This is a genomic window from Agromyces sp. CF514 (assembly GCF_900113185.1).
In the GTDB taxonomy this organism is placed as follows: domain Bacteria; phylum Actinomycetota; class Actinomycetes; order Actinomycetales; family Microbacteriaceae; genus Agromyces.
This window is the reverse complement of sequence record NZ_FOZD01000001.1, coordinates 949,366-968,441: the sequence shown is the minus strand read 5'-3', so window position 1 is coordinate 968,441 and position 19,076 is coordinate 949,366. Positions and strand designations below refer to the sequence as shown.

General features: G+C 69.3%; 16 protein-coding genes. 5 read left to right on the top strand and 11 right to left on the bottom strand.

Features of this window, described 5'->3' with window-relative positions:
• Nucleotides 1–126: 126 nt before the first annotated feature.
• The 5 genes from BM342_RS04300 to BM342_RS04280 all read right to left on the bottom strand — a co-directional run bounded on the left by BM342_RS04300 (nucleotide 127) and on the right by BM342_RS04280 (nucleotide 7,218).
• Nucleotides 127–1,602, bottom strand: coding sequence for a sugar porter family MFS transporter (locus tag BM342_RS04300; protein ID WP_092964236.1), 1,476 nt, complete (start codon nucleotides 1,600–1,602; stop codon nucleotides 127–129).
• A gap of 47 nt (nucleotides 1,603–1,649) precedes the next feature.
• Nucleotides 1,650–3,638 carry an ABC transporter ATP-binding protein gene (locus BM342_RS04295; RefSeq protein ID WP_255368503.1) on the bottom strand — a complete coding sequence of 663 codons (1,989 nt, stop codon included), beginning with the start codon at nucleotides 3,636–3,638 and terminating at the stop codon, nucleotides 1,650–1,652.
• A gap of 132 nt (nucleotides 3,639–3,770) precedes the next feature.
• On the bottom strand, nucleotides 3,771–4,766 hold the full coding sequence (locus BM342_RS04290) for a carbohydrate ABC transporter permease (protein WP_092964235.1): 996 nt from the start codon (nucleotides 4,764–4,766) through the stop codon (nucleotides 3,771–3,773).
• Nucleotides 4,763–5,731 (bottom strand): carbohydrate ABC transporter permease, encoded by a 969-nt coding sequence (locus tag BM342_RS04285; protein WP_092964234.1) that lies wholly within the window; start codon nucleotides 5,729–5,731, stop codon nucleotides 4,763–4,765. Before BM342_RS04285 ends, BM342_RS04290 begins: the two co-directional genes overlap by 4 nt.
• A gap of 128 nt (nucleotides 5,732–5,859) precedes the next feature.
• Nucleotides 5,860–7,218 (bottom strand): ABC transporter substrate-binding protein, encoded by a 1,359-nt coding sequence (locus BM342_RS04280; protein WP_092964233.1) that lies wholly within the window; start codon nucleotides 7,216–7,218, stop codon nucleotides 5,860–5,862.
• Between the two features lie 255 nt (nucleotides 7,219–7,473).
• On the opposite strand from BM342_RS04280, the gene BM342_RS19405 reads away from it, so the two are divergent.
• Together BM342_RS19405 and BM342_RS04265 are read left to right on the top strand one after the other, a co-directional pair.
• Nucleotides 7,474–8,556: a LacI family DNA-binding transcriptional regulator gene (locus BM342_RS19405; protein ID WP_177232055.1), complete on the top strand. Its 1,083-nt coding sequence runs from the start codon at nucleotides 7,474–7,476 to the stop codon at nucleotides 8,554–8,556.
• Between the two features lie 115 nt (nucleotides 8,557–8,671).
• Nucleotides 8,672–9,277 carry a peptidoglycan-binding domain-containing protein gene (locus tag BM342_RS04265; RefSeq protein WP_092964231.1) on the top strand — a complete coding sequence of 202 codons (606 nt, stop codon included), beginning with the start codon at nucleotides 8,672–8,674 and terminating at the stop codon, nucleotides 9,275–9,277.
• Nucleotides 9,278–9,333: 56 nt separating this feature from the next.
• On the opposite strand, the gene BM342_RS04260 is transcribed toward BM342_RS04265, so the two are convergent.
• The 4 genes from BM342_RS04260 to rplJ form a co-directional block, all read right to left on the bottom strand.
• On the bottom strand, nucleotides 9,334–10,635 hold the full coding sequence (locus tag BM342_RS04260) for an MFS transporter (protein ID WP_092964230.1): 1,302 nt from the start codon (nucleotides 10,633–10,635) through the stop codon (nucleotides 9,334–9,336).
• A complete protein-coding gene (locus BM342_RS04255; protein ID WP_369823104.1) occupies nucleotides 10,632–11,087 on the bottom strand; it encodes a MarR family winged helix-turn-helix transcriptional regulator in 456 nt (151 codons plus the stop codon). The genes BM342_RS04260 and BM342_RS04255 overlap by 4 nt, the downstream gene beginning before the upstream one ends.
• 189 nt (nucleotides 11,088–11,276) lie before the next feature.
• Nucleotides 11,277–11,654, bottom strand: coding sequence for a 50S ribosomal protein L7/L12 (rplL, locus tag BM342_RS04250; RefSeq protein WP_092964228.1), 378 nt, complete (start codon nucleotides 11,652–11,654; stop codon nucleotides 11,277–11,279).
• A gap of 48 nt (nucleotides 11,655–11,702) precedes the next feature.
• On the bottom strand, nucleotides 11,703–12,191 hold the full coding sequence (rplJ, locus tag BM342_RS04245) for a 50S ribosomal protein L10 (protein ID WP_092964227.1): 489 nt from the start codon (nucleotides 12,189–12,191) through the stop codon (nucleotides 11,703–11,705).
• Nucleotides 12,192–12,659: 468 nt separating this feature from the next.
• Between rplJ and BM342_RS04240 the strand changes: the two genes are divergently transcribed.
• Nucleotides 12,660–14,384: an MDR family MFS transporter gene (locus BM342_RS04240; protein WP_092966506.1), complete on the top strand. Its 1,725-nt coding sequence runs from the start codon at nucleotides 12,660–12,662 to the stop codon at nucleotides 14,382–14,384.
• A 10-nt stretch (nucleotides 14,385–14,394) separates the two neighbouring features.
• Nucleotides 14,395–14,853: a MarR family winged helix-turn-helix transcriptional regulator gene (locus BM342_RS04235; protein WP_177232054.1), complete on the top strand. Its 459-nt coding sequence runs from the start codon at nucleotides 14,395–14,397 to the stop codon at nucleotides 14,851–14,853.
• A gap of 133 nt (nucleotides 14,854–14,986) precedes the next feature.
• Here BM342_RS04235 and BM342_RS04230 read toward each other — a convergent pair whose 3' ends face one another.
• Both BM342_RS04230 and BM342_RS04225 read right to left on the bottom strand, forming a co-directional pair.
• Nucleotides 14,987–16,567: a sensor histidine kinase gene (locus tag BM342_RS04230; RefSeq protein ID WP_092964225.1), complete on the bottom strand. Its 1,581-nt coding sequence runs from the start codon at nucleotides 16,565–16,567 to the stop codon at nucleotides 14,987–14,989.
• Complete coding sequence (locus BM342_RS04225; protein WP_092964224.1) at nucleotides 16,564–17,304, bottom strand: response regulator transcription factor; 741 nt, start codon at nucleotides 17,302–17,304, stop codon at nucleotides 16,564–16,566. The genes BM342_RS04230 and BM342_RS04225 overlap by 4 nt, the downstream gene beginning before the upstream one ends.
• A 207-nt stretch (nucleotides 17,305–17,511) precedes the next feature.
• Here BM342_RS04225 and BM342_RS04220 point away from each other — a divergent pair, with 207 nt between their 5' ends.
• Entirely contained in the window at nucleotides 17,512–19,029 is a 1,518-nt protein-coding gene (locus BM342_RS04220; RefSeq protein WP_092964223.1) for an ABC transporter permease, read from the top strand.
• The last annotated feature ends 47 nt before the right edge of the window (nucleotides 19,030–19,076 follow it).

The window sequence follows — 19,076 nt, the reverse complement described above, 5'->3', positions numbered from 1 at the left end:
GGTTCTCCCCTGGGTGTCGTCATCGTGGTGCGCCGTGCACGGCCCGCTCGGCGGGCGCACGGCGCGAAAGGTCATGGTCGGTCTGAGCGACGACAACAACAACACGTGAGCAGCACGAGAGACACCCTACCCTGCGGCGGTCTGACTCGCGCGCCGTCGTTTGTCTCTCGCCGTGCCTGCCGCGAAGACCGCCTCGGAGTCCTCGAGCGCCATGCCCTTGGTCTCGGGCACCTTCCAGAGCACGAAGATGAACGAGAGCACCGCGAACGCGGCGTACATGGAGTAGGTCCAGAACAGCGAGAACTCGGACATCGGCGGGAACGACACCGTGATGAGGAAGTTCGCGATCCACTGCGCCGCGGCCGCGAGGCCGAGCGCCCGGCCGCGGATGCTGTTCGGGAAGATCTCGCCGAGCAGCACCCACACCAGCGGCCCCCACGAGAAGCCGAACGCGACCACGAACAGGTTCGCGGCGACGAGCGCGATCGGACCCCAGGCGCCCGGCAGGCTCACCTCGCCGTCGACGGTGACCGAATTCGCGAACGCGATCGCCATCGTCGCGAGCGTGACCGCCATGCCGGTCGAGCCGATGAGCAGCAGCGGGCGTCGGCCGACCTTGTCGACGAGGGCGATCGCGATGAACGTGACCACGATGTTCGTCACCGACGTGAGCACGCTGATCGTGAACGAGTCGGACTCGTCGAAGCCGACGGCCTTCCAGAGGGTCGTCGAGTAGTAGAAGATCACGTTGATGCCGACGAACTGCTGGAACACCGAGAGCAGGATGCCGATCCAGACGATGCCCTTGAGTCCGAGCACCGGGCCGCGGAGCGTGCCCTGCGCCTCGGCGACCTCGTCTCGGTGCAGCGATCCGGTGATGTCGGCGACGGCCTTCGCCGGGTCGGGGTTGCCGATGCGCTCGAGCACCTCTTCAGCCTGCTTGTCGCGCCCCGCCTTGACCAGGTAGCGCGGTGACTCCGGCAGCAGCAGCGCGATCGTGCCGTACACGATCGAGGGCACCGCGCACGCGATGAACATCCACCGCCACGCCTCGAGCCCGAACCAGAACGGCTGGTCGGCGCCGCCTGCGGCCGCCGCGAACAGCGCGTCGGAGAGCAGCGCGGCGAAGATGCCGAAGACGATCGCCAGCTGCTGCAGCGAGGCGAGCCTGCCGCGGATCGCACTCGGCGAGATCTCGGCGATGTAGGCCGGCGCCACGACCGAGGCGATGCCGATGCCCATGCCGCCGAGCACCCGCCAGACGATGAGGTCGACGACGCCGAACGCGAAGCCCGCACCGATCGACGAGACGAGGAAGAGCACGGCGCCGATGATCATCACCGGGATGCGGCCGAACCGGTCGGCCAGGCGCCCGGCGACCTCGGCGCCGATCGCGCAGCCGAGCAGCGCGCTCGCGACCGCGAAGCCGGTCACCGCCGCCGAGAGCCCGAACTCGTCCTGGATCGCGTCGACCGCGCCGTTGACCACCGAGGAGTCGAAGCCGAAGAGGAAGCCGCCGACGGCGCCGGCCGCGGCGAGCCCGATGACCTTCCGGTTCACGTTCTTCGGCAGTTTCGGTGCAGTGCCCTTGACATCGCTCATCGGATCCCCCTCGCCCTCATCGGCGCCCCCCGGCCGTGATGCCGAGCCTATCGCGCCAGCCCCGGAAGCTGGGCGGTCTGCTCCTGCTGCCGCGAGAGGCTCGCATAGACGCCTTCTGCGGCGACGAGCTCTGCATGCGTGCCCTGCTCGACGATGCGGCCGGCGACGACGACGAAGATCACGTCGGCCGCGACGACCGTCGACAGCCGGTGCGCGATCGCGATCGTCGTGCGACCCCTCGCGGCGTCGTCGAGCGCCTGCTGCACGACCCGCTCCGAGATCGTGTCGAGGGCGCTCGTGGCCTCGTCGAGCACGAGCACGGGCGGATCCTTGAGCAGCACGCGCGCGATGGCGATGCGCTGCTTCTCGCCGCCGGAGAGCCGGTAGCCCCGCTCACCCACCACGGTCGCATAGCCGTCGGCGAACGAGGCGATCGTCTCGTGGATGTTCGCGGCCCTGGCCGCCGCCTCGAGCTCGGCGTCGGTCGCGTCGGGCTTCGCGTAGCGCAGGTTCTCGGCGATCGAGGCGTGGAACAGGTAGGTCTCCTGGCTCACGATGCCGATGTTGCGCACCAACGACTCCTGCCGGAGCTCTCGCACGTCGTCTCCCGCGAAGCGCACCACGCCGCCGGTCGCCTCGTACAACCGCGGCACGAGGTACGACACGGTCGTCTTGCCCGCACCCGAGGGCCCGACGAACGCGGCGAACTGGCCCGGCTCGATCACGAAGCTCACCCCGTCGAGCGTCGGCGCCGAGTCCTCGGTCGCATCGGGATACCGGAACGTCACGTTCTCGAACTCCACCCGACCCAACGCGGTTCGGGATGCCGCGTCGCGCCCGCCCGACGAAGGCTCGCGTGCGTCGGTGCCGGCGCCCGCCGCGCCCGCGACCTCGCGCGCGTCGGGCGCGTCGCTGATGGTGGGGCGCAGGTCGAGGTACTCGAAGATGCGGGCGAACAGCGCACTCGAGGTCTGCAGGTCGAGCGAGACCCGCATGAGCGCCATGAGCGGGAACAGCAGTCGCGCCTGCACCGTGGTGAAGGCCACGATCGTGCCGGCCGTGACATCCGCCGCCCCGTTCGAGATGAGCAGGCCCGACGCGAGGTACACGATCGCGGGGATCGACGACATGAAGATGCCCACCATCGCGAAGAACCACTGGCCCGTCATCTGCTGGCGCACCTGCAGGCGGACCTGGTTGCGGTTCTCGTCGGCGTAGCGGTCGATCTCGTTCTGCTGCCGGGTGAACGACTTCGACAGCAGGATGCCCGAGACGCTCAGCGTCTCCTGCGTGATCGCCGTCATCTCGGACAGCGACTCCTGCGTCTCGCCCGCGATGCGCGCGCGAACCTTGCCCACGCGCCGCTGCGCGTAGACCATGAACGGCATCAGGATCAGCGCGACGATCGTGAGCTGCCAGTTCAGCAGCAGCATCGCGATGAATGCCGAGATCACCGTCACCGTGTTGCCGAGCACGCTCGAGACGGTGTTCGTGAGCACCGAGGCGACGCCGCCCACGTCGTTCTGGAGGCGCGACTGGATGACGCCCGTCTTCGTGCGCGTGAAGAAGCTCAGCTCCATCGACTGCAGGTGCGTGAACATGCGCACCCGCAGCGCGCCCATCACGTTGTTGCCGATCGTCGCGGTCATCCACGTCTGCCAGACGGCGAGGAGCGACGACACGACGTAGATGCCGATCATCGCGGCCACGATCCAGGCGAGCACCTGCAGGTTCGGGCCGGTCGTGGTGCCGTCGTTCGCCGGATCGGGCGGGAACAGTCCCTCGTCGAACGCGCGCTCGGTGAGCAGCGGCGGGATCACGCTGAGGCCTGCGCCCACGAGCACGAGCACGACCACGACCGTCAGCTGCCCGCGGTGCGGTCGGAACAGCTCGGCGATGCGACCCAGCAGGTTCGGGATCTTCGGCGCCTCGGCGTTCTCGGCGCGCTGCGCCGACTCGTCGGCCCCCGAGATGCGCGTGCGGGCCTTGCCGAACTTGCCCGTCTGCGATCCAGGCGGGCTCTGGTGCATGCTCATGGGCCAACCCTACGTCGGCCTTCGGACCCGGACGCCGACCCGGGAGGGGGCGTGCGGCGACCCCGCAGCGGGCGAACGGATGCCGCGAGCCCCCGCCCGCGGCATCCGTCTCCCCCTGCCCGTGAGAGCGCGCTACCCCTTGGTCGCCCCCGCGAGAAGCCCGCGCACGAAGTACCGCTGCAGACTGAAGAACACGATCAACGGGATGATGATCGAGATGAACGCGGCCGCGGTCAGCAGTTGCCAGTCCTGTCCCCTGGTGCCGACCAACTCCGCCAATCGTTGGGTGATGGGCGCGACGTCTTGCGTGCCGCCCGAGAAGATCAGCGCGACGAGCAGGTCGTTCCAGACCCAGATGAACTGGAAGATCGCGAACGACGCGAGCGCCGGGGTCGCGAGCGGCAGGACGATGCGGAAGAAGACCTGCCCGTGCGTGGCCCCGTCGACCCGAGCCGCTTCGATGACGTCGCCCGGGATGTCGGAGATGAAGTTGTGCAGCAGGAAGATCGCGAGCGGCAGGCCGAACATCGCGTGCGCGAGCCAGAGCGGCAGGTAGTTCTGCTCGGGGATGATCGGGACCACGTCGTGCAGCCACGCCTGCATCGGCCGCAGCACGGTCGAGAAGATCTGCAGCAGCGGCACGAGCGACATCTGGAGCGGGATGATCTGCAGTGCGAACACGAAGATGAACAGCCAGTTCACCCACTTGAACTTGATCCACGCGAACGCGTAGGCGGCCATGGCCGCGAACACCAGCGTGATCAGCGTGGCGACGACGGTGATCGCCACCGAGTTCACGATGTACGCACCGAGCTGCGGCGACGACGACGAGGCCGAGAAGAGCACGTCCTGGTAGTTCTCGAGCGTGAAGCCCGGGTTCTGGAAGATGGTCCACCAGCCGGTGGTGCGGATCAGCTCGGCCGGCCGGAACGACGAGATGAGCAGGCCGAACGTCGGGATCGTCCAGAGCACGGCGATGATGAGCGACGCGATCGTCGCGGTGCGCGAGGTGAGGCGCTTCTTGACCCGACCCGCCTTGGTGGCCGGCTCGTGCTCGGCGATCTCGGCGGCCTCGCCGTCGGCGAGCTCGCGGTCGATGGGGAGCTCGGGAGGGGCGACGCTGCTCATCGGATCTCCCTCTGCTTGCGAAGCACGTTGACGTTGTAGATGACGATCGGCAGCACCATGACGAAGAGGATCAGCGCGAGGGCCGAGCCTCGCCCGACCTCGCTCGCCCGGAACGCCTGGGTGTACATCTCGTTGGCGACGACGCTCGTGTTGAAGTTTCCGGCGGTCATCGTTCTCACGATGTCGAAGACCTTGAGCGTGGCTATGGAGATGGTCGTGAACACGACGACGAGCGATCCGCGGATGCCCGGAACGGTCACGTTCATGAAGCGCTGCCAGGCGTTGGTGCCGTCGAGCTGCGCGGCTTCGATCTGCTCGGTCGGGACGCCCTTGATCGCCGCGCTCAGCAGGACCATCGCGAACCCGGTCTGGACCCAGATCATGATGACGATCAGCAGGATCGTGTTGATCGGGTCGGTCTGCAGCCATTGCACCGGATCGCCGCCGAAGCCGACGACGATCGCGTTCAACAGGCCGATCTGCTCCCGGTCGCCCGAGCGGTACTCGTAGACGAACCGCCAGATGACGCTCGCGCCGACGAACGAGATCGCGATCGGCATGAACAGGATCACCTTGTAGAACTTCTCACCGCGGGACCGGTCGATGAACACCGCGTAGGCGAGGCCGATCACCGTCGAGACGACCGGCGCGAGCGCCACCCAGATGACCGTGTTGATCAGGGTGCGGATCGCCGCGGGCTGCGTGAACATCCACACGAAGTTGTCGAGGGTCCAGTCGCCGCCCTTGTCCTGGAACGCGAGGACGCCCGTGCGGATGGCGGGGTAGACCAGTCCGACCGCGAGGAAGAGCATCGCGGGCGCCAGGAACCCGGCCAGCTGCCAGTAGTCGCGCCCCTTCTTGGGCGCCTTGTCGATGAAGAAGATGAGGAGGCCGACGACCGCCGCGAACACGGCGAGCCCCATCACCACCTGCAGGATCTTGCCGAGCAGATCGGCCGTGGTCATCGCGCCTCCCGGATTCGTCGTTGAATGCAGTCGTCGTTGAGCTGGGTTGCCGAGGGGTGGGGCTCTGGGAACCCCACCCCTCGACTCTGCCGCAAACCCGGGTCAACCCGGGCGCGACACGAGGTGGATCAGCTGGTCGGCCAGCTGGCCTCGATGGTGTCGAGCACCTGCTTGGTGTCTTCTCCGCCGACCCAGGCCACGATGCCCTTCCAGAAGGAATCGGCGCCGACGGCACCGGGCATCAGGTCGGAACCGTCGAACCGGAACGTGGTCTCGGGGTCCTGGAGGATCTCGATGGACTGCACGAGCAGCTCGCTCGACGCGTTCTCGGGGTCGACACCCGTGTTGGCGCTGACCACGCCGCCGAGGCTGACGCGGTTGTTGGCCCAGGTGTCGCTCGACAGGAAGGCGCGCACGGCCTCGACCTCTTCGGCGTCGCGGAAGGCGACCGGGAACTCGCCACCGCCCGTGACCGCCTGCGGGTCGTCGGCGTTCACCGGCGGCAGCAGGAAGCCGAACACGTCGCCGTCGGACGCGACCTTGACCGCGTCGCCGCCGTCGGGGTTCCAGAAGGTCTCGTAGAACGAGGCCTGGTGGTGCAGCGAGCACTCGCCGTCGACGATCGGCAGGCCGGCCGTCTGGAACGCCTCGGTCACGAGCGTCGACACGTCGCCGATGCCGCCGTTAACCATGTCGTCGCTCTTGAGGTACTCGCCGACCGAGTCGAACGCCGTGGCGATCTGCGGGTCGTTGAACGGGATCTCGTGCGTGACCCACTGGTCGTAGACGTCGGCGCCGGCCTGGCGGAGCACGAAGTCCTCGACCCAGTCGGTGCCCGGCCAGCCGGTCGCGTCACCGGACTCGAGGCCGACGCACCAGGGCTTGTGGTCGCCCTCGGCCGCGATGGTCTCGGACAGCGTCTTCAGCTCGTCGAGGGTCTTGGGGATCTCGTAGCCCTTGTCCTGGAACTCGGTCGGCGAGTACCAGACGTAGCCCTTGATGCTCGCCATGAGCGGCGCGGCGTAGAAGGTGCCGTCGTAGGTGCCGTACTTCTTCCAGTCTTCGGACCACCACTTGTCGACGTTGTCTTCGACCGGCTGCGATGCGGGGATCAGCCAGCCGCCGTCGGCGAGACGGGCGAGCAGGCCCGGCTGGGGCACGATGCCGATGTCGGGGGCGTTGCCGCCCTCGGCGAGCACGGCGATCTGCGCCTCGAACTCGCTCGAGCCCTGGTAGTCGATCGAGATGCCCGTGCACTCCTCGAAGTCGGCCCACGACTCGTTGAGTCGATCGGCCTCGAGGTCGAGGATGGTGCCTGCGATGGTGACCTCGGCGCCGTCGAACGTGCCGTACGCCTCGTAGTCGCCGCAGTCGGCGGGTCCGGCCGATTCTTCGGCGATGTCACCGGTGCAGGCCGTGAGCGTGAGGCCGAGTGCTGCGGCCGCCACGAGCGAAGCCGTCAAACGGCGATGCCCTCTGAGTCTCATGTCTTCTCCTCGTTGAGTAGCGAATGTGGTGCAGGGGCGGACCCGGAACCGGTTCCATCGGCAACGCTAGGCGACGGCGGAGCGAGCGCACAAGCGTTTCGTGGTCACGATCCGACAACCCTGCGGGTCTCCGTGCGGACGGAGCGTGAGAACGCTCTCTCGCTCCGACGGACCGAACCACTGGGATCGGTTCCATTTTCACACCGGGTCGCACTACGATCAGCCTCGGAGCAGCCCGACGGAGGGGGGCCACGCATGCCGGCGATCGGCGACGTCGCACGCCTCGCAGGCGTCTCGAAGGCCACGGCGTCGCGTGCACTGTCGGGCCGCGGCCACGTCGCCGACGAGACGCGTCGCAGGGTGCAGCTCGCGGCATCCGAGATCGGCTACATCGCCTCGCCCGACGCCGCGAGCCTCGTGACGGGCCGCACGAAGAACATCGGCGTGGTGATCCCGTTCGTGAACCGGTGGTTCTTCGGCACCGTGCTCGACGGCATCGAGCGCACGCTGCTCGCAGCGGGATACGACCTCACGCTGTACAACCTGCCGCGATCCGGGCCCGAACGCTCGCGCGTGTTCGACTTCTTCCTGGCCCGCAAGCGCGTCGACGCCGTGATCGTGATCGGCGTCGACCTGACCTCGGGCGAGATCCGCGGGCTCGAACGCCGCGAGAAGCCCGTGGTGTGCATCGGCGGCAGCGGCGAGGTGACGGCGCGCCTGTCGATCGACGACTTCGGGGTCGGCGTGCTCGCGGCCTCCCACCTGATGCACCTCGGCCACAGGCGCATCGCGCATCTCGCCGGCACGGGCGCCGCCGAACTCCCGCACAGCGTGCAGGGGCAACGCGCGGCCGGGTTCCTCGATGCGACGGATGCCGCGGGCCTGCCCCTGCGGTCGGGCGAGGTCGTCGACGGCGCCGACGGTCTCGACGATCTCGACGACGACTCCGGCACGATGCTGGTCGAGGCGGAGATGAGCATGCCGGGCGGGTTCGCCGCGGCGCTCCAGCTGCTGGGGCACCCCGCGCACCGGCCGACCGCGGTGTTCGCGGCATCCGACGAGATGGCCTTCGGCGTGATCCGCGCGGCCGAACGGCTCGGGTTGTCGATCCCGCGGGAGCTCTCGGTCATCGGCGTCGACGACCACGAGCACTCCGAGCTCTTCGACCTCACGACGATCGCGCAGTCGCCGTCGGATCAGGGGCGGCTCGCGGTCGAGGTCGCGCTGCGCATGCTCGGGGGCGATCCGGGCGTCGCAGCCGATCCGCTGCCCGACTCGGGCGCGCCCATGCCGACGCGACTGGTCGTGCGCGGCAGCACGGCTCGCGCCGGCGGCTGATCCCGGCCGGCGGCCGCACGGCACGTCTCAGGGTGCACCCTCACGCGGCGAACGCCCGCCGGTCGTATCGTGCGCAGCGAACGCCCCGGGTCGGGGCGGGAATCGAGGGAGCATCATGGCCACGGGCACCGACATCATCACCGCGACCGACGGGTCGACCCTGCAGCGGATCGCCCACGCCGGCGGGTACACCGGCCCGAACGACGGCGTTCCGGGCCCGAACACCTGGAAGGGCCTGCAACAGGTGGCGAAGGGCTACGCGTACGCCGGCCATCTCGACGGCACGCCGGGCCCGGCGACCTGGGACGCACTGCAGCGCCTCGCCGCGAAGGGCGGGTACACCGGCCCGAACGACGGCGTCATGGGGCCGAACTCGTGGAAGGGCGTGCAGACCGTGCTGACGTGGTTCGGCTACGCGGGCCACATCGACGGCGTCCCGGGCCACGACACGAACGCGGCCCTCCAGGTGCTCGGACGCCTCGGCGGCTACTTCGGACCGTACGACGGCGTGCTCGGCCCCAACTCCTGGCGCGGCGTGCAGACGGTGCTCACGGGCGCGGGCTACGCCGGGCCGATCGACGGCGTGCCCGGACCGAACACGTGGAAGGCCCTGCAGCGCATCGCGCAGCGCGGCGGCTACACGGGTGCGATCGACGGCGTGCCCGGACCCCGGACCTACGCCGGCCTGCTGGAACTCCTGGTGCGGAGCGAGCACGACTGACGCGCACACGACCGCGATGCCGTCGGCCCGCGCCGGCGACGACCGGCGCGGGCCGCTCAGGCGGCGTCGCCGACGGTGATCGCCTCGGCCTCGACCTGCGCCGACTCGGGCTCGCCGTCGACGCGACGCAGCGCGCGGTGGCCGAGCACCACGATGAGCGCGGCCACGACCACCGACCCGGCGGCGGCGTAGTACGGCGCCTCGGGCGAGATGAGGCGTGCGAGCTCGGCCGCGGCGGGCGGCGCGACGGCACCGCCGAGGAACCGCACCGACGAGTACGCGCTCGACGCGACCGAGCGCTGCAGGTCGGTGGCCTCCATGACGCACTCGGTGAGCACGGTGTTCAGCACACCGAGCACGAGCCCGCCGACGACGATCCAGACCACGAGCCACGCCGGCGATTCGATCGACAGGCCCGCCGCGGCGAGCACGGCCGCCAGCAGGGGCAGTGCGATCCACAGCACGCGGGTGCGCGGCATCCGTGCGGTGAGCAGTGGCGCGACGAAGACCGAGGTGATCGCGAGGGCGACGCCCCAGCCGAAGAACGTGAAGCCCAGGCCGAGCGCGTCGAAGCCGAGCGGGAACGGCGAGTACGCCAGCAGCACGAAGAAGCCGATGTTGTAGAACAGCGCCGCGGCGGCGAGCACTGCGAGCGCCGGCCGGCGAAGCGCCCTGATCGGCGCCGACAGTCGCGTCGGCTCGGGCTTGGCCGCATCCGGATCGCGCTTGAGCAGCACGAGGATCGCGATGAAGCCGATCGCCATGAGCGCTGCCGTGCCGAAGAACGGGCCGCGCCAGCTGAGGTGGCCGAGCAGGCCGCCGAGCAGCGGGCCGATGGCGATGCCGAGTCCGAGGGCGGCCTCGTAGAGGATGATCGCCGAGCCGGTGCCGCCCGAGGCCGCGCCGACGATCGTCGCGAGCGCGGTCGAGATGAACAGCGCGTTGCCGAGACCCCAACCGGCGCGGAAGCCGATGATCGACTCGACGTCCTGCGCGAGGCCGGCCGCGGCCGCGAACACGACGATGATGGCCAACCCGATGAGCAGGGTCTTCTTCGCGCCGATGCGGCTCGAGATCCAGCTCGTGCCGAGCATCGCGAACCCCGTGACGAGCAGGTAGCTCGTGAAGAGCATCTCGGTCTCGGTCGGCGTCGCCTGCAGGCTCTCGGCGATCGCCGGCAGGATCGGGTCGACGAGGCCGATGCCCATGAAGGCGATGACACTCGCGAACGCGACGGCCCAGACCGCCTTCGGCTGCTTCAGGATCGAGCCGGATGCCGCGTGGCCGCCGTGCTTCGAGGCGGCGGGCGGAGCCGGGGTGGGCGCGACGGCGGGAACGGTGCCGGTCTGCGCGCTCATGCCGACTTCCCCTCGCGGAGCGCCTCGCGCGCACGCTCGAGCCGCGAGCGCACGATCTCGACCGAGTCCGCGAGCGTCTGCAGCTCGTCGTCGGTGAGGTCGTCGAACGTGGGCTCGAGGGCCGCGGTGATCTCGTCGCGCCAGGCCGCGAGGGCGGCGAGGCCCTTCGGGTCGGCCGAGATGAGCCAGGCTCGCGCGTCGTCGACGTCGGCGATGCGCCGGATCCATCCGCGCTCGTCGAGCGTGTGCACGAGCTTGGTCATGGTGGGCTGGCTCACCCTGCTGACCCGCGCGAGCTCGCCGAGCCGCATGGGGCCGAGGTCGCGCAGCACGACGATCGTGCGCCAGATCGCGGGCGATTCGGCATTGCCGCTGACGGATGCCGCGAGTCGGGTGAGTCGGTTGTTCACGGAGACGAGGTCTCCGAGCACGGTGCGCAGTTCTGAGGTCACCATCCGAGTATACATAGCCAAGCTATGCAATTGGGTTCGCGCGACCGATTCGCCGGCCAGACACGGGGTCGCGGACGACGGCGCCGCAGACGACGGATGCCCCGTGGCTCATGACGAGCCACGGGGCATCCGTGTGCTTGGTGACGCAGGTCACCTCAAGCCGCGAGCGCCGAGAACCGGCGCACGGGATTACTTGAGGGTGACGGTGGCGCCAGCAGCCTCGAGGGCCTCCTTGGCCTTCTCGGCGGTCTCCTTGTTCGCGCCCTCGAGCACGGCCTTGGGAGCACCGTCGACGACGGCCTTGGCCTCGCCGAGGCCGAGCGAGGTGAGCTCGCGGACGGTCTTGATGACCTGGATCTTCTTGTCGCCGGCAGCCTCGAGGATGACGTCGAAGGAGTCCTTCTCCTCAACCTCTTCAGCAGCAGCGCCAGCGCCGCCGGCAACGGCGACGGGAGCAGCAGCGGTGACTTCGAACTTCTCCTCGAACGCCTTCACGAACTCGCTGAGCTCGACAAGCGTCAGGCCGGCAAACTGCTCGAGCAGCTCTTCGGTGGTGAGCTTCGCCATGATGTATCTCCTAATAAATGGGGTTTGTAGAACGAGAACGTCGGGCGCTTACGCGGCCTCGGCGGTCTCCAGCTTTTCGCGAAGCGCGTCGATGGTGGCGGCAGCCTTGCCCATCGTCGCCTTCATCATTCCCGCTGCCTTCGCAAGCAGAACCTCACGGCTCTCGAGCGAGGCGTACTTGTTGACCTCGTCGGCGTTGAGGGTCTTGCCCTCGAAGACGCCGCCCTTGATCACAAGATTCGGGTTTGCCTTGGCGAAGTCACGAACGGCCTTGGCGGTGGCGACGAAGTCGCCGTGCACGAAGGCGACGGCGGACGGACCGGTGAGGTCGTCGTCCAGCGTCGTGATCCCCGCGTTGTTCGCGGCGATCTTGGTCAGCGTGTTCTTCACCACGGCGTAGCTCGCGTCCTGACGGATGCTGTTGCGCAGCTGCTTGAGCTGTGCAACCGTCAGGCCGCGGTATTCGGTCAGCAGAACGGCAGCAGAGCTCTCGAACAGGTTCGTGAGTTCGGCAACCGAGGCTTCCTTGTTCGCCATGGCCACTCCTTGAGTATTCAACGTGCATCACGGTGGCGATGCACGGCTTCGGATCGCGACTGGGTGGCGAGGTGTTGCGAGCAAACAAAAAGGCTCCGGCGCAGTTGCGCGGAGCCTGGGCCGATTCGCATCGGAAAGTCTTCGTCACACCTGCGCGGGCCCTTGCTTTCGCAAGACTTCGGTCGGCTCTTCGGGGTGGAACCCGAGCGGCACGACAACCAGCGGTCTTCGGCTTCGGACCACATTACCGGATGTCGCATGCGCGGCCAAATCGAGGCCGCAGGCGCCCGCCCGCGACATCCGCCCATCGAATCGACCCACGTGGGAATAGTTGACCGAGGTCCAAAGTTGACTCAATGCAACCATTTATATATAGTTGCTCTATATCAACCTTGTGAATACGCAAGACGTGCAAGACGTAAGGAAACACACGTGACTTCTGTGGCAGACAAGCCCACGACCGGCAGCATGCCGGCCGCGCCGGCGCAACGCACCCCGCGCGAGGTGATCGTCGCGATCTCCGGCCTCGTCGTGGCGATGTTCGTCGCCGTCATCTCCGGCACGGTCGTCTCGACCTCGATGCCGCTCATCATCGCCGACCTCGGCGGCGACCAGACCGCCTACACCTGGGTCATCACCGCGAGCCTGCTCGCCATGGCCGTCTCGACCCCGATCTGGGGCAAGCTCGCCGACCTGGTGAACCGCAAGGTGCTGCTCATCTCGGCGATCGGCCTGTTCGTCGTCGGCACGGCGATCGCCGGCTTCGCGCAGGACACCACGACCCTCATCGCCGTGCGCGTGATCCAGGGCCTCGGCGCGGGCGGCCTCATGTCGCTCGTCATGATCCTCATCGCGGTCATCATCTCGCCGCGCGAGCGCGGCAAGTACATGGGCTTCGTCGGCGGCATCATGGCCGTCGCGACCATCGGCGGCCCGCTGCTCGGCGGCGTCATCACCGACGCGTGGGGTTGGCGCGCCAACTTCTTCCTGCCGGTGCCGCTCGCGATCATCGCGCTCATCGTCATCCAGCTCACCCTGCACCTGCCCCCGATGCCGAAGCGCGCCGTGAAGATCGACTACGTCGGCATCGCGCTGCTCACGGTCGGCGTCTCGCTCCTGCTGATCTGGGTCTCCCTCGGCGGCAGCGAGTTCGAGTGGGACTCCATGACCAGCTTCGTCACGATCGGCGTGTCCGCTGCGGCCATCATCGGCTTCATCGTCACCGAGTTCTTCGTGGCAGAACCCATCGTCCCGATGACGCTCTTCAAGAACCGCACGTTCACGCTCGCCGTCATCGCGTCCGTCGCGATCGGCGTCTCGATGTTCGCGACCAGCGTGTTCCTCGCCCAGTACTTCCAGCTCGCCCGTGGCGCGACCCCGACCGAGTCGGGCCTCATGACGATCCCCATGATCGTCGGCCAGATGGGCGCCTCGATCCTGATCGGCGCACTCATCAGCAAGTTCGGCAAGTGGAAGCGCTTCATGGTGCTCGGCTCCGTGCTCGTCGTCGCCGGCGCCTACCTCATGACCACGCTCCACTACGACACCGACTACGGCCTCGTCAGCGTCTACATGGTCGTGCTCGGCGCGGGCCTCGGCATGGTCATGCAGAACCTCACGCTCGTCGTGCAGAACGACACCCCGGCCTCGCAGCTCGGGGCCGCCAGCTCGAACGTGAACTTCTTCCGCACGATCGCGGGCACCATCGGCGTGACCATCATGGGCTCGCTGCTGGCCACGCAGGTCACGACGCACATCACGTCGGGCCTGAAGAACTTCACGCCCACCTCCCCTGAGGAGATCGACGCGCTGAAGGGCCTCGCCGGCGGCGGCATCCCCCACGTCTCGCAGCTGCCCGAGAGCGTCCGCGTGATCATCGAGAACGCCTACGGCAACGGCATCGCCGATGTCTTCTGGGTCGCCGTGCCGCTCGCGGTGCTCAGCGTGCTCGCGATCGCGTTCCTGCCGAACAAGGCGCTCTCGACGAAGACCGCGGCCGAGAGCCTGAAGGAGGAGTTCGAGCAGGTCGCGATCGACCTGGCCGAAGCCGAGATCGGTGCTCCGGTGACCTCGTCGATCCAGCTCGTCGAGGCGGATGCCGCGGCAGACGCGCCGTCGAAGGCGACCGCCGGCTCGGGCGACCGCCCGTCGCGGGCCGGCTCCGACACGGCCGAGAACACGACCGCCCGATAACATGACCACCGTGACCGAGGCCAGCGCAGCAGCCCCTGCTACCGCCACCGACGAGGCCATCGCCGAAGTCGAGCAGCAGGTGAGCATGCTCTTCAGCCGGGTGCGGCTCGTCTGGAAGGAGGCCGCGCAGCAGATCCACCCCGACCTGCAGCCCGCGGCGTACAAGCTCCTCTCGACGATCGTGCGCCTCGGCACCACGAACGCGCACGTGCTGGCCGAGACGTTCGAGATGGACAAGTCCGTCGTCAGCCGACAGGTGCGGGCGCTCGAGGAGCTCGGCCTGGTCGAGACCAGGGCCGACGAGCGCGACGGCCGGGTGCGGGTGCTCGTCGCGACCGAACTCGCGATCGAGCGGGTCAGCCGGGTGCGCGAAGCCAACCAGCAGCGCCTCCGCGACGTGCTGGCCGGGTACCCCGAGGCCGAGCTCCGGAGCTTCTCCGAGTTGCTCCGGCGCATCGCCGAGGCATGACCCCGGTCGCACGGGTCCGCACGAAGGCCCGCCCTCCATCCGGAGGGCGGGCCTTCGTCGTCGGTGCACCGGTCGAGGGGCGCCGGCCTCGACACGCACTTCGCGCTACTCGACCGGCGATACGCGCTTCGCGCTACTCGACCGGCGAGGCGGGCGGGGCTGCGGGCAGGCGAACGGTGAACACCGTGGAACCGGGCTCGCTCTCGACGTCGACCTCGCCGTCGTGCGCCTCGACCACCGCACGCACGATCGCGAGCCCGAGTCCGGTGCTGCCGGCGCGGCGCGAGCGCGAGGAATCGCCGCGGGCGAAGCGCTCGAACAGCGACCCGATCAGTTCGGGCGGCACGCCGGGCCCGTCGTCGCTCACGCGAAGCACCACCTCGTCGCACTCTCGCTCGAGCGAAGCCACCACGTGCGTGCCGTCCGGCGTGTGCACCCGGGCGTTGGCGAGCAGGTTCGTGACGACCTGGCGCAGGCGTGGTTCATCGCCGACGACGGTGGTGTAGGCATCCGTGGCCCGCACCTCCCAGTCGTGATCGGGCCCTGCTGCCTGGGCGTCGCCGACGGCCTCGCCGAGCATGCGCCCGAGATCGACGGGCAGGGCGCCGAGCTCGCGGCCCTCGTCGAGCCGGGCGAGCAGCAGCAGGTCCTCGACGAGTTCGGTCATGCGCACCGACTCCGCCTCGATGCGCGAGATCGCGTGCGTCACGTCGGGCGGCAGGTCGCCGCCGTGCAGGCGCGTGAGCTCGGCGTAGCCGCGGATCGATGCGAGCGGGGTGCGCAGTTCGTGCGAGGCGTCGGCGACGAACCGTCGCACCTTTCGCTCGCTGTGCTCGCGCGCGGTCAGCGCGGAAGCCACGTGCCCGAGCATGCGGTTGAAGGCGGTGCCGAGCCGGCCGACCTCGGTGCGCTCGTCGTCGACGGGCACGCGTTCGGTCAGGTCGACGTCGCCCCGGTCGAGGGGGCGCTCCGAGACGGCACGGGCGGTCTCGGTCACGCGCTCGAGCGGCTCGAGCGCACGCCGCACCACGAACGGGCCCACGGCGAGCGCGAGCAGCAGTCCGCCGATGGCGACGACTGCGACGGTGATCGCGAGCTGGGTCGTCTGCGCCGTGACGGCGTCGAGCGGCAGCGCCAGCACGATGCGCATGTCGGGAGCGGTCTCGACCGCGAGCGAACGGTAGTCGCCCAGGTCGCCGGCCGTGACGGTGTGCACCTGGCGGTCGATCGGCACCTCGCCCAGCGCTGCCGTCGCGGCCGGACCCGCGGGCTGGAACTCCCCCTGCGCGATGTAGGCGGCGTCGGACTGGTCGCCGACGAAGACCGCCCCGAGCGTGCCGTCGGGCTGGCCGGGCACGCTGAGGAACTCGCGCACCGCCAGGCCGGGATTGTTCGGGACGTTCGGCCCGGTCGCACCGCCCGCCCGTTCTGCCGCGGCGCGCAGGCTCGAGTCGAGGCGTTCGACGCTCGACGCGTGGAAGAGCGCGACCGTCGCGACGCCGATGACGGCGCTCATCGCGATGAGCAGGCCCGCCACGAGGGCGAGCAGTCGGCGGCGCAGCGTCCACGATGCCCGGGCGCCCACGGCGCGTGACTGCCGGGATTCGCCGCCCGTGCCAGCCTCGCGGTCGAGCAACGCGAGCCCCGAAGTGCTCGCCTGCTCGGCGTCGGCCCGCGCGGCGGCGGCGTGGCCGGGGTCGCCTGGCTTCGTCATCCGGCGGCCTTGATCATGTAGCCCGCACCGCGCACGGTGTGGATCATGGGCTCGCGCCCCGCGTCGATCTTCTTGCGCAGGTAGGAGATGTAGAGCTCGACGACCGATTCCTTGCCGCCGAAGTCGTACGACCACACCCGGTCGAGGATCTGCGCCTTGCTGAGCACGCGGCGCGGGTTGCGCATCAGGAAGCGCAGCAGTTCGAACTCGGTCGCCGTGAGCTCGATCGGGGTGCCGTCGCGCTCCACCTCGTAGCTGTCCTCGTCGAGGCTGAGGTCGCCGACCACGAGCACCGGGTCCTTCGCGTTGGCCAGCGTCAGCGACGAGCGACGGATGAGTCCGCGCAGTCGCGCGACGACCTCTTCGAGGCTGAACGGCTTGGTGACGTAGTCGTCGCCGCCTGCGGTGAGGCCGGCGATGCGGTCGTCGAGCGAGTCCTTCGCGGTGAGGAACAGCACGGGCGTCTCGGTGCCGTCGGCACGCACCCGCTGGAGCACCTCGAGCCCGTCGATGTCGGGCAGCATGATGTCGAGCACGATCGCGTCGGGGCGGAACTCCCGGGCGACCTTCACCGCGCTGAGGCCGTCGGCTGCGGTGCGCACGTCCCACCCCTCGTAGCGCAGGGCCATCTTCAGCAGGTCGGTGAGCGAGTGCTCGTCGTCGACCACGAGCACGCGGACCATGGATCCGTCGCCCTTGGCGATCTGGGGGGCGCGATGCGTTGCAGCGGTCGTCATGACTCCAGTATCCGCGTCGCACTATGCGTTTCCTATGAACCTCTTGTGCGGATGCCTCGCGCTCGCCGTACGGCGAACAGGACCGGACCCGGCGACCGAGGGTCATGGCCGATTCATAGCCACCGGCAAGGGCGGGCAAAGCGCCCGTCCCTACCGTCGTGCTCGGCGCCCCGCCCGGTGCGTTCGCCCAGACCCCCGAGGATTCCCATGTTCTTCACGTACCTCCGGCGAGAGCTCGCCGGCCGCCGCAGACAGACGGCGATCATCGCCATCGGGATGGCGCTCGCGATCGCACTCGTCATCATCGTCAACTCCGTCGCTTCGGGGGTGAAGGCCGCCCAGGCCTCCGTGCTCGAGTCGGTCTACGGCGTCGGCACCGACATCACGGTCACCCAGACCCCGACCGCACCCACCGAGGGCGAGGGCGGCGGCCCGCGCTTCGAGTTCGGCTCGGGCGACGGCACCACCACCGACGGCACGACCGAGATCAGCCAGTCCCGCCTGATGGCCGGCTTCGGTTCGAGCACGTTCGATGCGAGCGCCCTCGACACCGTGCTCGGCGTCGACAACGTGGCGGCGGCCTCGGGCACGCTCTCGCTCACGAACACGACGTTCAACGGAGAGATGCCCGACTTCAGCCAGCAGCAGGGCACCGACGGCGGCACCGGTCCGAGCGCCGACCAGCAGGCCGCTCCCCCGCAGGGCGGCTCGGACGGTGCCGGCGGCAGCGCGTTCGACGTCGACTCGTTCAGCGTGCTCGGCCTCGACCCGTCGGCCGACGCCATCGGCCCGCTCTCGGCGGTCTCCCTCGCCGAGGGCCGCACGCTCGACACCGACGACATCGGCGCGTACGTCGCCGTGCTCGATGCCGACTACGCGACGAGCGCCGAGCTCGCCGTGGGCGACACGCTGAACATCGGCGGCACCGACTTCGAGATCGTCGGCACCGTGACCTCGAACGCCGCCGACTCGGCGAGCGCGTCGAACGTGTACATCCCGCTCGACGTCGCCCAGACGCTGTCGGGTGAGGACGGCATGCTCTCGAACATCTACGTGCAGGCCGCATCGTCGACCGACATCGCCCAGGTGCAGGCCGACATCGAGGCCGCGCTGCCCGACGCGACCGTGTCGACGCAGGAGGACCTCGCCTCGAGCGTCTCGGGTTCGCTCAGCACGGCCTCCGACCTCGTCTCGAACCTCGGGCTCTGGCTCTCGCTCGCCGTGCTCGTGGCCGCGTTCCTCATCGCGATCCTGTTCACGATCTCGGGCGTCACCCGACGCACCCGCGAGTTCGGCACCCTGAAGGCGATCGGCTGGTCGAACCGCCGCATCACCGGCCAGGTCGCCGGCGAGTCGCTCGTGCAGGGCCTCATCGGCGGTGCGCTCGGCATCGCGATCGGGCTCATCGGCATCGTCGTGATCAACGTCATCGCCCCGACCCTCTCGGGCAGCGCCTCGAGCGGCGGCTTCGACATGGCCGCGGGTCCCGGCGGCGGCTCGGCCGGCGGCGACGCGGCATCCGCAGGCGGCGGTCGCTCGTTCGGCGGCCCCATGGGCCAGACGGCCGCGGCCACGACCGAGGTCGCGCTGAACGCGCCCATCACGGTCTCGGTCATCGCCATCGCCGTGGGCATCGCGATCCTCGGCGGCCTGCTCGCCGGCGCGATCGGCGGATGGCGCGCTTCACGGCTGCGCCCCGCCGAGGCGCTGCGCAGCGTCGGCTGACGCCGGCGCACCGGCATCCGCTCGCTCGCGGGCTCTCGAACCGAATC

Bases quoted from the DNA above. Each gene is read 5' to 3' on its own strand.
- BM342_RS04280 (WP_092964233.1), bottom strand. From the start codon at position 7,218: ATGAGACTCAGAGGGCATCGCCGTTTGACGGCTTCGCTCGTGGCGGCC.
- rplJ (WP_092964227.1), bottom strand. From the start codon at position 12,191: ATGGCGAACAAGGAAGCCTCGGTTGCCGAACTCACGAACCTGTTCGAG.
- BM342_RS04240 (WP_092966506.1), top strand. From the start codon at position 12,660: ATGCCGGCCGCGCCGGCGCAACGCACCCCGCGCGAGGTGATCGTCGCG.
- BM342_RS04230 (WP_092964225.1), bottom strand. From the start codon at position 16,567: ATGACGAAGCCAGGCGACCCCGGCCACGCCGCCGCCGCGCGGGCCGAC.
- BM342_RS04300 (WP_092964236.1), bottom strand. From the start codon at position 1,602: ATGAGCGATGTCAAGGGCACTGCACCGAAACTGCCGAAGAACGTGAAC.
- BM342_RS04260 (WP_092964230.1), bottom strand. From the start codon at position 10,635: ATGAGCGCGCAGACCGGCACCGTTCCCGCCGTCGCGCCCACCCCGGCT.
- BM342_RS04285 (WP_092964234.1), bottom strand. From the start codon at position 5,731: ATGACCACGGCCGATCTGCTCGGCAAGATCCTGCAGGTGGTGATGGGG.
- rplL (WP_092964228.1), bottom strand. From the start codon at position 11,654: ATGGCGAAGCTCACCACCGAAGAGCTGCTCGAGCAGTTTGCCGGCCTG.
- BM342_RS19405 (WP_177232055.1), top strand. From the start codon at position 7,474: ATGCCGGCGATCGGCGACGTCGCACGCCTCGCAGGCGTCTCGAAGGCC.
- BM342_RS04220 (WP_092964223.1), top strand. From the start codon at position 17,512: ATGTTCTTCACGTACCTCCGGCGAGAGCTCGCCGGCCGCCGCAGACAG.
- BM342_RS04295 (WP_255368503.1), bottom strand. From the start codon at position 3,638: ATGAGCATGCACCAGAGCCCGCCTGGATCGCAGACGGGCAAGTTCGGC.
- BM342_RS04265 (WP_092964231.1), top strand. From the start codon at position 8,672: ATGGCCACGGGCACCGACATCATCACCGCGACCGACGGGTCGACCCTG.
- BM342_RS04225 (WP_092964224.1), bottom strand. From the start codon at position 17,304: ATGACGACCGCTGCAACGCATCGCGCCCCCCAGATCGCCAAGGGCGAC.
- BM342_RS04290 (WP_092964235.1), bottom strand. From the start codon at position 4,766: ATGAGCAGCGTCGCCCCTCCCGAGCTCCCCATCGACCGCGAGCTCGCC.